The sequence below is a fragment of the Slackia equolifaciens genome, assembly GCF_003725995.1.
Taxonomy (GTDB): domain Bacteria; phylum Actinomycetota; class Coriobacteriia; order Coriobacteriales; family Eggerthellaceae; genus Slackia; species Slackia equolifaciens.
In genome coordinates this window covers 16,064-29,679 of sequence record NZ_QIBX01000014.1, presented here as the reverse complement: position 1 = coordinate 29,679, position 13,616 = coordinate 16,064, and the positions used below count along the sequence as shown (strand labels likewise).

12 protein-coding genes and 1 tRNA gene are annotated in these 13,616 nt (G+C 59.2%); 11 read left to right on the top strand and 2 right to left on the bottom strand.

Going from position 1 to position 13,616, the window contains the following annotated elements; genetic code table 11:
* Nucleotides 1-114: 114 nt before the first annotated feature.
* The 9 genes from DMP06_RS07935 to DMP06_RS07895 all read left to right on the top strand — a co-directional run bounded on the left by DMP06_RS07935 (nt 115) and on the right by DMP06_RS07895 (nt 9,070).
* A complete protein-coding gene (locus tag DMP06_RS07935; protein WP_123209207.1) occupies nt 115-2,787 on the top strand; it encodes an ABC transporter ATP-binding protein/permease in 2,673 nt (890 codons plus the stop codon).
* A 240-nt stretch (nt 2,788-3,027) separates the two neighbouring features.
* A tRNA-Arg gene (locus DMP06_RS07930) sits at nt 3,028-3,103 on the top strand.
* Between the two features lie 56 nt (nt 3,104-3,159).
* Complete coding sequence (locus tag DMP06_RS07925; protein WP_123209206.1) at nt 3,160-4,218, top strand: transglutaminase-like domain-containing protein; 1,059 nt, start codon at nt 3,160-3,162, stop codon at nt 4,216-4,218.
* 69 nt (nt 4,219-4,287) lie between these two features.
* On the top strand, nt 4,288-5,433 hold the full coding sequence (locus DMP06_RS07920; protein ID WP_245962433.1) for a type II secretion system F family protein: 1,146 nt from the start codon (nt 4,288-4,290) through the stop codon (nt 5,431-5,433).
* Nucleotides 5,434-5,436: 3 nt separating this feature from the next.
* Nucleotides 5,437-5,763 carry a hypothetical protein gene (locus tag DMP06_RS07915; RefSeq protein ID WP_123209205.1) on the top strand — a complete coding sequence of 109 codons (327 nt, stop codon included), beginning with the start codon at nt 5,437-5,439 and terminating at the stop codon, nt 5,761-5,763.
* A complete protein-coding gene (locus DMP06_RS07910; RefSeq protein ID WP_123209204.1) occupies nt 5,760-6,596 on the top strand; it encodes a DUF4860 domain-containing protein in 837 nt (278 codons plus the stop codon). Before DMP06_RS07915 ends, DMP06_RS07910 begins: the two co-directional genes overlap by 4 nt.
* A complete protein-coding gene (locus DMP06_RS07905) occupies nt 6,589-7,305 on the top strand; it encodes a hypothetical protein (protein ID WP_123209203.1) in 717 nt (238 codons plus the stop codon). The genes DMP06_RS07910 and DMP06_RS07905 overlap by 8 nt, the downstream gene beginning before the upstream one ends.
* Nucleotides 7,295-7,858 carry a hypothetical protein gene (locus DMP06_RS07900; protein WP_123209202.1) on the top strand — a complete coding sequence of 188 codons (564 nt, stop codon included), beginning with the start codon at nt 7,295-7,297 and terminating at the stop codon, nt 7,856-7,858. Before DMP06_RS07905 ends, DMP06_RS07900 begins: the two co-directional genes overlap by 11 nt.
* 138 nt (nt 7,859-7,996) lie before the next feature.
* Complete coding sequence (locus tag DMP06_RS07895) at nt 7,997-9,070, top strand: type IV pilus twitching motility protein PilT (RefSeq protein WP_123209201.1); 1,074 nt, start codon at nt 7,997-7,999, stop codon at nt 9,068-9,070.
* A 70-nt stretch (nt 9,071-9,140) separates the two neighbouring features.
* Here DMP06_RS07895 and DMP06_RS07890 read toward each other — a convergent pair whose 3' ends face one another.
* On the bottom strand, nt 9,141-10,502 hold the full coding sequence (locus DMP06_RS07890) for an ATP-binding protein (RefSeq protein ID WP_123209200.1): 1,362 nt from the start codon (nt 10,500-10,502) through the stop codon (nt 9,141-9,143).
* Between the two features lie 510 nt (nt 10,503-11,012).
* On the opposite strand from DMP06_RS07890, the gene DMP06_RS11485 reads away from it, so the two are divergent.
* Nucleotides 11,013-11,315, top strand: coding sequence for a hypothetical protein (locus DMP06_RS11485; protein WP_123209199.1), 303 nt, complete (start codon nt 11,013-11,015; stop codon nt 11,313-11,315).
* A gap of 134 nt (nt 11,316-11,449) precedes the next feature.
* Here DMP06_RS11485 and DMP06_RS07880 read toward each other — a convergent pair whose 3' ends face one another.
* A complete protein-coding gene (locus tag DMP06_RS07880) occupies nt 11,450-12,346 on the bottom strand; it encodes a DUF362 domain-containing protein (RefSeq protein ID WP_123209198.1) in 897 nt (298 codons plus the stop codon).
* A gap of 862 nt (nt 12,347-13,208) precedes the next feature.
* On the opposite strand from DMP06_RS07880, the gene DMP06_RS11840 reads away from it, so the two are divergent.
* Complete coding sequence (locus DMP06_RS11840) at nt 13,209-13,607, top strand: preprotein translocase subunit SecA (RefSeq protein ID WP_338056810.1); 399 nt, start codon at nt 13,209-13,211, stop codon at nt 13,605-13,607.
* The last annotated feature ends 9 nt before the right edge of the window (nt 13,608-13,616 follow it).

Here is a 13,616-nt window from a genome sequence, read left to right as displayed (position 1 = left end):
GGCTGCGTTATCCTACGATGGATTTACTGTTGCCGCCGCGCCGAGCCGTGCGTCATGTCCGTCAAGGAGCGTCCTGCGCCCGCGCCTGCGGCCCGCACAAGAAAGCGAATCCGTATGCTCGAGCTCAGGGATATAAAGAAAGATTACGTTTCCGGCGATACCACGGTTCATGCGCTTAAGGGCGTGAGTCTGCAGTTCCGCGACAGCGAGTTTGTGGCGGTGCTCGGTCAGTCGGGCTGCGGCAAAACAACGCTGCTCAACATCATCGGCGGCCTGGACCACTACACCTCGGGCGACCTGGTGATCAACGGCACGTCCACCAAAAAATACATGGATCGCGATTGGGATTCCTATCGCAACCATAGCGTGGGCTTTGTGTTTCAGAGCTACAACCTTATCCCGCACCAAACCGTGCTCTCCAACGTGGAGCTTGCTCTTACGCTTTCGGGCGTATCCAAGCGCGAGCGCCGCGAGCGCGCTGCAAGGGCGCTCGAGCAGGTGGGATTGGGCGACCAGCTGCACAAGAAGCCAAACCAGATGTCGGGCGGTCAGATGCAGCGCGTTGCCATCGCGCGCGCTCTGGTGAACGACCCCGCTATCGTTCTGGCCGACGAGCCCACTGGCGCGCTTGACTCCGAAACCAGCGTTCAGGTGATGGAAATCCTCAAGGAAGTCTCCAAAGACCGCCTGGTGGTCATGGTTACGCACAACCCCGACCTGGCCTATCAGTACGCCAACCGTATCGTGCAGCTGAAAGACGGCACGTTGGTGGATGATTCCAACCCCTACGAAATCTCGCAGGCCGATCGCATCGCGCTCGAAGACCGCTCGCTGGGCGCTTCGCCGCGCACGTCCATGAGCTTGGCCACGGCGTTCTCTCTCTCGATGAACAACCTGTTCACCAAGAAGGGCCGCACGTTACTCACGGCGTTCGCCGGGTCCATCGGCATCATCGGCATCGCGCTCATTCTCTCGCTCTCAAGCGGTGCGCAGGACTACATCAAGGACATGGAGGAATCCACGATGGGAAGCTACCCGCTTACCATCCAAACCTCCACGATGGACCTCGCATCGCTGATGGGGTCCATGATGGGTACCATGGCCGACGACACCGCCGCATCTGAAGATGGCACCGTGCGATCCAAGGACGTGATCACCAGCATGGTGACGTCCATGGCCAACGACACCACCGAAAACGACATGGAGTCCATCAGGGAATGGCTGGATTCCAACCCCGATAACCTACAGGACTACGTGACCGACATTCAATATAGCTACAAGACTCCGCTCAATGTGTACCGCGAGACCGACGATGGCACGTATGTTCAGGTGAATCCTACAACCGTTATGGAGGCGATGGGCGTTTCCACGAGCGGCGCCACGCAAAGCGAGCTTTTGAGCAGCATGTCGGCTACGGGCAGCGGATATGACGTGTGGTCGGCGCTGCTCAACAACCAGGAATCCATCGAGCGCGATTACGACGTTGTGTACGGCAGCCTTCCCCAGAACTGGAATGAGGTGGTGGTCTGCCTCGATTCCGATGGCAATATCTCCGACTACACGTTGTACTCGCTGGGGCTGAAGGACCAAGACGAGCTGCGCGATATGATGACCGACGCTCTCGCCGGCAAGACGCTCGATGAGCCCGAAGCCGAGGAATACAGCTACGATGAGCTGATGGATCTAACGTTTAAGCTGGTGCCGCAGTCGGCGTACTACGAGAAGCAAGACGATGGGACCTGGGAAGACATGTCCGAGGATGCCGACTACGTGGACGAAGTGGCCGCGGCGGGCGACGAAATCAAGGTGGTAGGCATCGTGAAGCCCTCCGAAGATTCTTCGGCCAGCAGCACCAACGCCATGTATGGGGGCGTGCTCTACACCAATGCTCTTATGGAGCACCTGATCGAGCAGGTGAACGAGAGCGAAGTGGTCAAGGCGCAGCGCGACGACGCTAATACCGATATCTTTACCGGCTACGCCTTCCCTGCCGAGGATGAGGAAGATCTGACCATGGATGGCATCCAGGAAATGATCGACCAGATGCCCACGACGCAGGGCGAGCAGATTCAGGCATACATCGATCAGATGCGCGACCAAGGCATGTCCGACGACGAGATCGTGACCGCGTTCCAGAGCCAGATGTCGCGCCAAACCAGCAATGCCACGTACGAGGGCAACCTGGATAAGCTGGGCGTGGCCGATGTAGACGACCCCTTTGCCATAAGCATCTACCCGATTGACTTCGAGGCCAAAGAGCAGGTCGACCAGATCATAGAGAACTACAACAATCAGATGAGCGACTCCGGCCAGGATGACAAGGTGATTCATTACACCGACATCGTAGGCGCCATGATGTCGAGCGTGACCGACATCGTGAACTCGATCACGTACATCCTCATTGCGTTTGTGGCAATCTCGCTCGTGGTGAGCTCTATCATGATCGGCATCATTACCTACATCAGCGTGCTCGAGCGCACCAAGGAGATCGGCATTCTGCGGTCCATCGGCGCGTCCAAGAAAGACATCAGCCGCGTGTTCAACGCCGAGACCTTCATCATCGGCTTGGCGGCGGGCCTTTTGGGCATCGGCGTTACGGTGCTGCTGGATATACCCATCAATATGATTATCGAGATGGTGGCAGGCGTGAAGGATATGGCCGCCGTGCCTGCAGGCGCCGGTGTGGTGCTGGTGATTATCTCGGTGGCGCTCACGCTTATCGGCGGCGTGATTCCCAGTCGAATGGCCGCCAAGAAGGATCCGGTCACTGCGCTGCGCACGGAGTAGGCGGAGCGTTGTTTGCGCGATGCGCACGGCGTGACGAAGATCGCTGTGCGCTCGCCTTTGCGACGCGCCAGGCATGCGGGCGAAATCCATCCGCGCCACAAGCTGGCATCGCTGTTCTCGCAATGTACGAGCCCGCCGCCCGGGGAACACGCCGCGCGGCGAAGAATGACGTGAAGTTGTGCCGCGCGAACATTGTTCCGCTTTGCGGCGTATGGAATGGTACAATAGCCCAGTTGCGATGCCTCCGTAGCTCAGGGGATAGAGCACCGCTCTCCTAAAGCGGGTGTCGGCCGTTCGAATCGGCCCGGGGGCACCATCGATTATCGCAGGCCATCGAGTTTCGGTGGCCTGTTTTGTAGGGAGAGAGGCCTCGTGTACGCATCGAGCGCGAAAACGAATCGAGCTGCAGTCGAAGTTCGGCTGGACTCGTTTGTTTTAGCCTTTGTGGCGGCCGCCCTGATTGCGTGCGTATTCCTGCTCTCCGGTTGTTCGGGCGGCTCGAACGAAGGGGTGGGTGCTGACGCATCCGGTTCGGGTGATGCTTCGGGGTCCGGTGGGGCCGGCGGTTCGGGTGCAGGCGGCAACGTGGCGCTTGCTGACGAAGGCGAAACGAGCGGCCCCGCATGGAGCGCGCCATCGTCTATCGTGCTTTCCCCATACAACCCCGATGGCCTGGAGGGCACGCCGGAAGCGGGGGTTGATACCTCGTCGCTTTCGCAGGGCTATGTGTGTGCCGTAGGCACGTCCGACAGCCGGCTGAAATTCCAGGTGGCATGCGGCGATGCGGCCTACAACTACGATTTGCCGCAGGACGGAACCCCCATCGTGTGTCCCCTCAACATGGGCGACGGCTCCTATACTTTTCGCGTGATGCAGAACACCTCGGGCGACAAATACGTGGAGCTATTCTCAACATCCGCCCAGGTCAAGCTCGAGTCCGAATTCGAGCCCTTTATCCGCCCCAGCTTCTTTTGCTCTTATGACGCCTCGAGCGCCGCGGTCAAAAAGGCCGCCGAGCTTGCCGCGGGCGCTGCCAATGAAGGCGATGTGCTGCGCGTCGTGTATTCCTACATAGTGTCCAACGTGACGTACGACAGCGATAAAGCTGCGGAGCTCGCAACCCAAACCGGCTATGTGCCAAATCCCGACGAAACCCTCGCATCCGGCAAGGGCATCTGCTTCGATTACGCGTCGCTCGCGGGCGCGATGCTGCGCAGTTTAGGTATTCCCACCAAGATAATCACGGGATACGTTTCGCCCGATGGCATCTACCATGCGTGGAACATGGTGTATATAAACGGCAGCTGGCACACCATTGAGATTTCGGTCGATTCCGACACGTGGACACGGGTCGATTTGACGTTCGCGGCGTCCGGCGCGCTTGACACGGTGGGGGATGGGTCCTCCTACGAGGACCGTTATGTATACTAGCGACGTGGCTTCGCGCATGCGCCAAAAGCGTGCGCGATAAGGCACGGGAGTGAAGAAAGAGAGGTGCCCATGGCAGCAGCGAAAACGCCGGTTGACGTTGAGATGCTCGACGGCGCCATGACGAATACCGAGAAGCGCGGCACGAGCCACGAGGCGGAGAGCCTTCCGGCGGTCAAGCCGCTCGAAAGCGGTGCCGTGAGCGCATTCTGCGAAGGCGTGGCCATGATGCTCGCCGCCGGCATACAGACCGACGAGGCCGTGGGACTTCTGGGCGAAAACATGAAGCCCGGGCCGTTCAAGCACGCGTGCGACCAGGTGTATCGATCGCTTATCGGCGGACACTCGCTCTCGCGTGCCCTGCGTGAGGCGGGCTGTTTCCCCGAGCGCGCAGTGTTCATGGTGGCTTCGGGCGAGGAATCCGGCCGCCTGGAAAACGTGCTGCGCAGCCTTGCCGTGCAGTATGGCGAGGAGGAGCGCCTGTTCACCAAGATGCGCAGCGGCATCGTATACCCCGCGGCTCTGCTTGCGGTCATGACCGTGATCCTGGCGTTCACCGTGGTGGTCATCCTGCCCGTTTTCATCGACGTGTACGAGAACCTGTCCGGCAGCGTGACGGCGGGTGCGTTCGCCTACGTGAACGTGTCGGTGGTCATCGGCTGGGTGGCGTTTGCGGTAATGGCCCTGGTCACGCTGGTTGCCATTGCGATTGCCGTGGTCAGCCGCGGGTCGGGTCGCGGCCGTGTGGTGGCTGCGTTCTCGCGCCTGCCGTTCACGCGCGACGCCATGTATCGTCTGGGGCTTTCGCGCTTCACCTCGCAGCTCGCCACGTATATCTCAGCTGGATTTGACACCAACAGCGCTATGGAGCGCTCGACCGCGGCGGTGGAACATCCTTTGCTGCGTGCGCGACTCGATCGGGCGCTTGCTGATATGACCAGCGCGAATGACCCCAAAAGCCTTTCGCAGGCAGTGTATGACAACGAAGTGTTCGACCCCATCTACGCGCGCATGCTCATGGTAGGTTCGCGTAGCGGTTCGGTTGAGGACGTGCTGCAGCGCCTGTCCGACGCGTTTTTCGAGGATGCGGTTGCGCGAATGGACGATTTGATCGACGGCGTAGAGCCGGCGCTGGCGGCGTTTCTCACCATAAGCGTGGGCGCGACGTTGGTGGCGGTTATGCTGCCGCTCATTGGAATCATGGGCGCAATAGGGTAGATCATGCGCGGCCTTTACGAACAAACCGACTCTCGCACGCGGCGCCGGCGCTTTATTGCGGCGGTTGTTGCCGTGGCGGTTGCAGCGGTTATCGCTTGGTTTGCGTGGGCATCGATATCGACTGACCTGCGCGAACAGGGCGCCGAATCCATGAGACAGGTCATCCTTGACGCCGCTGTGCAGTGCGCCGCCATCGAGGGGTCGTATCCGGCTACACTTTCATACCTGGAAAGCCACTACGGCGTGACGGTGAATCATGACGACTACATCATTACGTACGAGGCGTTCGCGTCGAACGTGATGCCCACGGTAACGGTGGTGCCACGATGAGCGAGCGCCGCGACATATATGGGACCACTGGTGCGGGCGACGGGCTGGCTGGCAGCGGCATGTCGGGCGCGCCGCTTTGGGCCGATGCCGAGCAGTCGGGCCGTGGTTTTGATGACGGATTCGACGCAGGCCATGCGGGTCGCTCGTTGTGGGCTGGCGTTGGGTCGACGGGTTACGGCGCGTACGGCGGATTCGGCGTGCACGACGCAGGGCGCTCTTCGAGCGACCCTCGTAAGGAGGCCGCCGCGCGAGCTATGCGAACGGCCGATTTGCGTGCTCTTTCTCGCATGGGCTCGGGGGGCTCCGGGGGATCGAGCTTCTCGCGGGCGGCTGACCGGGCGCTCATGCTTGTGTTGTTCGCCGTGGTGGTGTTGGCGTTGCTGGGGCTGCTTGCCCTGGGTACCAATGCCTATCGCACGCTCGCGGAGGATCGTGACGACGCCGCGGCCTTGCGTCAGGAATCGGGCCTGCTCCTGAATACCGTGCGCGCCAACGATACGGCCGATGCGGTCGAGGAAGGCGTGGGTCCCGAAGGCCCTTCGCTCGTGTTGGTGGAGCGTTTGGATTCGGGCACGTTCGAAACGCGCCTGTATGCGTATCAGGGATTCATTATGGAAGAATACGTGGTTGCCGGCGCCGAGTACGACCCGGCAAGCGCGACGCGCGTGGCGGAATCGAAGACGTTCGAGTTCTCATACGATGGGGCATCGGGCCTGCTCACGCTTGTGACCGATGCCGGCGAGGCACGCATCGCCCTGCGCTGCGGGGGCGGTGCCTCGGACGCCGGATCGTCTGCAGATGGCGCATTCTCCATGGAGGCCGATGATGAATAGGCTGTCGCTCTCCCGCACCTCCTTTGCCGACGATTTTTTTGCGCATACCGGCGCGTCGCGCGAGCGCTCTTCGTGGCACGGAGCTGCGTTCGTTCTTGAGGTCATGCTGCTTGTGGCGTTTATCGCTGCTTCGCTCGCCGTGCTCGCCGCGGTGTTTTCCGGCGCGCAGATGCGGGGCATCGAGGCCATCCGCCTGACCGACGCCGTGACCCTTGCCGCCTCCGGCGCATCCAATGGGGCCGAGGATTTTGCCGCCGACCCCGAGGCTGCCTATGCTGAAGGAACTTCAACCACGTATTACGCCGTGGCAGCAGGTTCGGTTTCCCCTTGCGACCCATCCGCCGCCAACGCATGCGAGGTAACGCGCGTGATCGATCGAAACGTCACTCAGGCCGGCGCCCTCTACGACGCGACCGTCACCGTAACGCGCGATGGAGAAGTGCTCTACGAGTTGAAGACCTCCGCTTACGTGAGCGCCCGTGCAGATGGTGCCGCAGACGTTTCGACGTCCGGTGCTGCTTCTACGGCTTTTGCCTCGGTGTCCAACGCCTCGCTCGTCGATTCCGGCCAGGTTGATGCGGAATCCGGAGACACTTCATTCACTTCGGCATCGGTCGATTCCCCGTCCTCCTCCGAAGGGGTGAGCGCTTATCTGATGTCGGCGTCCACCCTTTTCCCGGATGAAAGGGGTGATAGTCATGGCGCGTGAGAAAGGCTCGGTACGCATTGGCCCCGTGAGTGTGTTCGCGCTCGTGGTTATTCTGGGGCTTGCCGTGCTGGCGGTGCTTTCCGCTGCGACGGCTCAGGCGTCGCACACCGAGGCTCAGGCTCAGGCGGACTTCACGCGGAGTTCCTACGTGAACGACGCGGCGGCGGCTCAGGCTCTTGCCGATATCGATGCCGCTCTCGCCGATGCCGCGCTTGCCCAGGAAGCGGCTGCTGCAGATGCCGATGCCGTGCTTGCCCAGGAAGCGGCTGCTGCAGATGCCGATGGGCGGGGCGATGCGTCTGCCTACGATATCGATGCGGCCATGTCGGCCGTTTCCGCCGTGCTTCCGCAAGGCCAGGTTGCTGATGGGTGCGCTGTGGAATCGTTCGTGGACGGCACCGCCGTGCGGATGACGTTCTCGACGGAAGATGGCCGCACGCTCGATGTGGAGCTTGCTGTGCGTGATGACCTTACGTACTCTCTCGAGCGATGGGTTGTGACCACCGCTTGGAATCAAGAACCCGAAGAAACCAAGCTCTGGCAAAGCGGCTAATCGTTCCGGCCGATCGTTCCGGCCGATTGCGTCCCGGCCAGCCACCGCCCGCCAGACGCCGCTCGGATTCCCCATCCCGACCACGTTCACCCCGCGTCCGTAACCCATACCCGCCCGACCGATAAGGAGAAAGTACCCATGGAACTCAAGGACATCCTGAAGCAGATGGTAGATGCCAAGGCATCCGACGTATTCGTGGTGCCCGGTCTTCCGTTCACGTATCGTGTCGACGGCCGTCAGGTGCGCGCCGGCGAGGCGCCGCTCATGCCCGCCGACACCGAGCGGTTCGTGCGCGCGGTGTATGACGCCTCCGGCCGCGACATCGGCGTTTTCACCTCCAACGTGAACCACGATGACGACTTCTCGTTCGCGCTGCCCGGCATCGGCCGTTTTCGCGCCAACGTGTTCCGCCAGCGCGGCTCGCTTGCCACGGTCATTCGTGTGATTCCCTTCGGCCTGCCCGATCCCGTGGCGTTTGGAATCACGGAGGAAGTTCTGTCGTGCGCCGACTTCCAGAAAGGGTTGGTGCTGGTCACGGGGCCGGCGGGGTCGGGCAAGTCCACCACGTTGGCATGCATCATCGACCGCCTCAACCACGCACGCCAGGGGCACATCATCACCATGGAGGACCCGATCGAGTACGTGCATCGACACGGTAGTTGCATCGTGACGCAGCGCGAGGTACCCACCGATGTTGCTACGTATTCCGAGGCTCTGCGCAGCGCTATGCGCGAAAGTCCCGACGTGATTCTGCTTGGAGAGATGCGTGACGCTGACACCATTGCCACAGCGGTCACCGCGGCCGAAACGGCACAGCTCATTTTCTCGACGCTGCACACTACGGGTGCGGCGAGCACGGTTGATCGTATTGTGGACGCGTTCCCGCCCAGCCAACAGCGCCAGATTCGCATTCAGCTTTCCATGTCGCTGCAGGCGGTGGTAAGCCAGCAGCTTGTGCCTACGGTGGATGGCTCGGTGGTGCCCGCGTTCGAGATCATGCGCGCCAACCACGCGATTCGCAATCTGATTCGCGAGGAAAAGACGCACCAAATAGACAGCGTGATTGCAGCAGGGGGCGCGGCGGGCATGCGCACCATGGATCAAAGCCTGTTTTCCCTGGTGAGTGCAGGACGAGTGGAAAAAGAAACCGCCCTGCAATTCGCCGTACACCAAGAAGCCCTATCCAAGCGCTTCGAAGCCGAGGGCATATAGCCCGCCCGCAGGCGACGCACAGCGGTTGGATTTGGCGCTTCGCCCAGCAAACCCAACCGCCGCTGGGGCGTTACAGGCACATGGCCATATAGAGGGGTAAATACACTACCTCGCCCTCACGTTGCAGGTCTTTTGTGTAAAGCACGTAGCGTTCGCTTGCCTTGGCGTTGTATTTTTCAAAAAATGCATCCAGTGATCTGTGTGTTCTGTAAGAGGAAGACTTGACCTCTATAGGGCATACATGCTTCCCCCGCACAAGTATGAAATCTATTTCGTACTTTTTGGGTTGCTTAAGGATGCCGTCTCCGCTTTTTGCGGCATGCTCAAATTCATGAAAATGAAGCACGTGCCCGTTTGCTGTGAGCATTTGTGCCACCATGTTTTCCATGACCATGCCAAGGTTAGTGCCCAGTTTGTCGAAAATAAGGGCTTTATAAAGCGATTCTTGCGCCGTCCCTTGGTTGCCCATGGCCTGTGTTACCAGCAACCCTGTGTCGGCCATGAACATTTTGAAGTTTTCCTTCTGAACGTAGAGGTTCATGAAAACCTCTGGTGAAGTGACGTTTTCGCATACATTCACCGTCATGGATTCCTTTAGGAATTCAAGGGAGTTTACCAGGCGGTCGTATCGGGCGTTTTTGTCAATAGCAGCAAATTTGAAGTGCATGTTGGGGTTTCCCAGTTGCTGGGAAACCATGTTGAACATAGCCGATACTCTGCCATTCTGCTCGCTGCCGTACTTGTGCAGATCTTCTTCATACAGTGAGAGGATAGCGCGTTTAGTGAAATCTATCTGCTCAAATGTAGCGCCGTTGACAAATGCGGCAACCGCTTGCGGCATGCCTCCTATCGCCATGTATTCCCTAAAAGACTTCATGATGGTGCGGTGGATGCCGTCTCCCAACGCACGCTTGCGGTCAAATGCTTCTCGAATCGCATCTGCGGTTACGGCGTTGTCTTTCGCCCAGAGAAACTCCTCGAAGTCCATGGGGTACATTTTTATTCGATATTCCTCGGAAGGAATCAGAATGTCTTTGGTGTTTTGCTTGATAGAGATAAGAGAGCCGGTTTCAATATAGTGGTAACGACCATCTTTGACCAGTTCTTTTATGGCTTGCCTAGCAAGAGGGAACAGTTGGACCTCATCGAAGATGATGACGGATTCTTTGGGTTTTAGGCTTTTGCCTTTAAGCAGGAAAAGGTTGCGAAAAAAAGCATCGAGGTTGCCAATGTTCTCTTGGAAATTGCGGCGCACGTCAGCGCTTTCTTTTGAGAAATCGAGAAGCAGGTAGTCGGTATACTCTGCCTGGGCAAACGCTTCGGCTACGGTACTTTTTCCTATGCGGCGTGCACCTTCTACAAGGGCGGCGGTGCTTCCGTTTGAGACTCGTTTCCATTCGACGAGGCTGTTGTATGCTTTGCGCTTAAACATGTAACCTCCCAGTTCAAATAGCCGTATGCCCGAAAACACAAAATGTTTTTGAGCGATTTTGCCCGAAAATACGAAATGTTGAGGTCTTGAGTTGTTGCGCCCCGTCCCTGTTTTTATGCTCCCTGCGCCGCCATTCCCCTGCCGCTCATGGTAACGCTTAATATTGCGTGCGAATAGACCACCGGGCTTCTCAGGGGCGAAACGCCGATGAAGTTCAAAAAAGTATTCATCTAACCTGGTAATTTATGCGGATTGCATCATTTCTTTGCCTTGCTTACCAATGGTTTTCCATCCGAATAGTTCACCTGCAAACTCATCCGTTCGTTGAAAGCCTTTGTATATACGGAATATCTTTTGGACAGAGGCTAGCTAGCAATCTGCCTACAGTTTGGCACCAGCGTCGCGATGTGGCAATCATCCTTCGTGGCGCAACAACTGCTTGGGCAAGCTTGTCGGTCGCAACTCTACTCCAAGCAGAAAGGTATATTCCCGCGAAAAAGGAGGCAGACGATGGAGTTTTACATGAACGAGCAGCGCGAACTTGTGCGCGAGATGGTTCGTGAGTTCGTGGAGAAAAACGGCGGAGCCGAAGCCTACACCACGCGCGCCGTCTTGGACGGAGATGAATGGGTAATCAACGGCAGCAAATGCTTCGTTACGCTCATCGTGCCTTTCAAATACGTGAAAGCGTCGGAAGACTTACGAATCGGAGCCGATGGGCTACTTGATACGAGTTTGGCGCAGTGGGAGGTCAGCGAATACGATTTGAATGCCGTAGAGGCGGCGACTGCGAAGACGAGCGGAGGACGGTAGATTTGCCAAGCGCGGATGCGGATGGGGCATGTTGGCTGCGTTCGCATAAAACAGGGGCCGAATGCGAGATATGCCTCCGGCCCCTTTCACATGTTGTCTCACATTCGGGCGGATGAATTGTGGAATTCGTCGCCTTAAAACTCGATCAGCTCGTAATCGCGCGTGCCATACCCCAGCGCGGCGGCGGTGGCGATAGCGCGCGTGCCATTGCGGCTCATGACGCGTTCCATAAAGTGCGCGCGGCCGGGATCGTCGGACCCCATCACCAAATCGATGCACGCCTGGTCGATGGCAACCGGGTCGAGCGACGCCAAAATTCCCACGTCAGCCATGCAGGGGTCTTCGGCGTTGCCAAATCCGACGCAGTCGCAGTCAACCGAGAGGTTCTTCATCACGTTGATATAGGCGATGTTGCCCGCGAAATGCTGATGCACCGTCATTGCTGCCTCGGCCATGGCATCGGGGAATGCATCCTTGCTCGCGTGCTTCTCCCAGCATTCGTAGCGATCGTCGGAAGCGCCGGCGGAATGGATGAGCGCCTTGCCCGCGCGGCTTGCGCATCCGATAGAGAGCTGCTTGATCGCACCGCCGTAACCGCCCATGGGATGACCCTTGAAGTGGGCCAACACCAGCATGGAATCGTAATTCACGATGTTTTTGCCCACCAGGTTCTCGTGCAGCTGCTTGCCGCCATCGATGGGCCACACCAGGTCGGGGCCTTCGGCGTCCATGATGTCCACGTCGAAGTACTTGTTCCAGCCGTGCTCTTCGATGAGCTTCAGGTGCGACTCGGTGTTGTCGCGCACGCCGCCGGATGCGTCGCCGTACGCGGTGTTGCATTCGACGATGGTGCCGTGAACTTCCTCAACCATGGGCTTCCAGAATTCGGGATGCAGGAAGTTCTGATTGCCTTTCTCTCCGGAATGGACCTTCACGGCCACTTTGCCCGGAAGCTGAATGCCCAGCTTGCGATAGATCTCGACCACCTTTTCGGGGGTAATCTCGCGGGTGAAATAGACCTTGGCTGCCATGAGTTCTCCTCGCTCTCTTCTGATAGTCGATGGGTGAAAACGGCATTGCTGGCGACGATTGCGTGCGGAGCGTGAATGGCGGTGTCCCGCGCGGGCGTTCCCTCGTGGTGGCCCGTATGCGCATCTGCGGCAAGCAGCGGTGCCCTTCGCGCGGACGCTGCGGCGCGGTGGCTTTCATGCGAACCCGCGGCACGCGACAGTCCCTGTGTGCGGGCGACCTCGCTTTCGCCCGAAAGCCCGCGAGACCGTTGTGGGCTCGCTCCCTGCACGTGGATGACCCCGCAGGGGGGCGTTTCCTCGGGCAACGTTGCTCGCATTTGCGCATCAGATGCATAACGCTCTGACACAATGTCAGCTATATCAGTATACCACCGCTGCGAGGCGCTCGTGCTGGGCATGCCCTTTTGATTGGCTGTTTCTGACGCTTTGCTGCGGCCTGCTGCGATTCGCCATGGGCCGCCGCTGCCATCGCAGCTCGCCACGGATTGCCACTGCCGCAGCTTGTCATGGATCGCTGCGCCTCGTCATGTTCAATATGGCTCTGCTTCCGTTGGCGCTCATCTTGCTGAGGCGCTCACGTTGCATGCGGTGCCTGCGTTTCCCAAAACGGATGAGCCTCGAAATTTTGGACAAAATTACAGGTTAGCCGGGGGGATGGGAGGAAAAATTGATGATAGAAGAGTTAGCCTCGTCTTTTAGCGGGTGAAACTGCACGGGGTTGTTTACGAGCGGGAGCTAACCATTGGATTTCGGGATTGTTCCGCGGCGTAACGCCCGGCTAAGTTGAAATGTTGTCCAAAAAACGGAGGCTAGTTCGTCGGGGTGGCACAAGCCAACCGCGCCGAACCAGAAGCCCTCCTCGTTGAGGGGCAGTGGTGTCGAGGAGGAGCCTGCCACGTCGAAGGGTAGTCGTGCCGAGGAGGAGCCCGTCGCGTCGAGGGGTAGTCGTGCTGAGGAACATGAGAAGGTGCTTGCCGCGGGCGGTCTGGTCGTCATCGGCACCGAGCGCCACGAGTCGCTTCGAGAAAGAAACTCGTCGCGTCGAGGACGGTCGTGTCGAGCGGGAAGCTCGCCGCCGAACTCGACGACGCCGCCACTGCCCGCGGCGGTCTGTCTCGTTTTTGGTGGCGCTTTGGGCTTGTCGTTCTGCTCGCATGGCGCTGCGCGCTGGCGTGGGCAGTCGGTGCGTGCCGCATACGGTGCGCATTACATAAATGCAAGGTCGTCGATGATATGCAAGGGCGTCGATGGGGCGGGGTAAGCGGCAGGC

Excerpts from the sequence above, each read along its gene's own strand:
- DMP06_RS07935 (WP_123209207.1), top strand. The coding sequence starts at position 115 with ATGCTCGAGCTCAGGGATATAAAGAAAGATTACGTTTCCGGCGATACC.
- DMP06_RS07920 (WP_245962433.1), top strand. The coding sequence starts at position 4,288 with ATGGCAGCAGCGAAAACGCCGGTTGACGTTGAGATGCTCGACGGCGCC.
- DMP06_RS07915 (WP_123209205.1), top strand. The coding sequence starts at position 5,437 with ATGCGCGGCCTTTACGAACAAACCGACTCTCGCACGCGGCGCCGGCGC.
- DMP06_RS07910 (WP_123209204.1), top strand. The coding sequence starts at position 5,760 with ATGAGCGAGCGCCGCGACATATATGGGACCACTGGTGCGGGCGACGGG.
- DMP06_RS07905 (WP_123209203.1), top strand. The coding sequence starts at position 6,589 with ATGAATAGGCTGTCGCTCTCCCGCACCTCCTTTGCCGACGATTTTTTT.
- DMP06_RS07900 (WP_123209202.1), top strand. The coding sequence starts at position 7,295 with ATGGCGCGTGAGAAAGGCTCGGTACGCATTGGCCCCGTGAGTGTGTTC.
- DMP06_RS07895 (WP_123209201.1), top strand. The coding sequence starts at position 7,997 with ATGGAACTCAAGGACATCCTGAAGCAGATGGTAGATGCCAAGGCATCC.
- DMP06_RS07890 (WP_123209200.1), bottom strand. The coding sequence starts at position 10,502 with ATGTTTAAGCGCAAAGCATACAACAGCCTCGTCGAATGGAAACGAGTC.
- DMP06_RS11485 (WP_123209199.1), top strand. The coding sequence starts at position 11,013 with ATGGAGTTTTACATGAACGAGCAGCGCGAACTTGTGCGCGAGATGGTT.
- DMP06_RS07880 (WP_123209198.1), bottom strand. The coding sequence starts at position 12,346 with ATGGCAGCCAAGGTCTATTTCACCCGCGAGATTACCCCCGAAAAGGTG.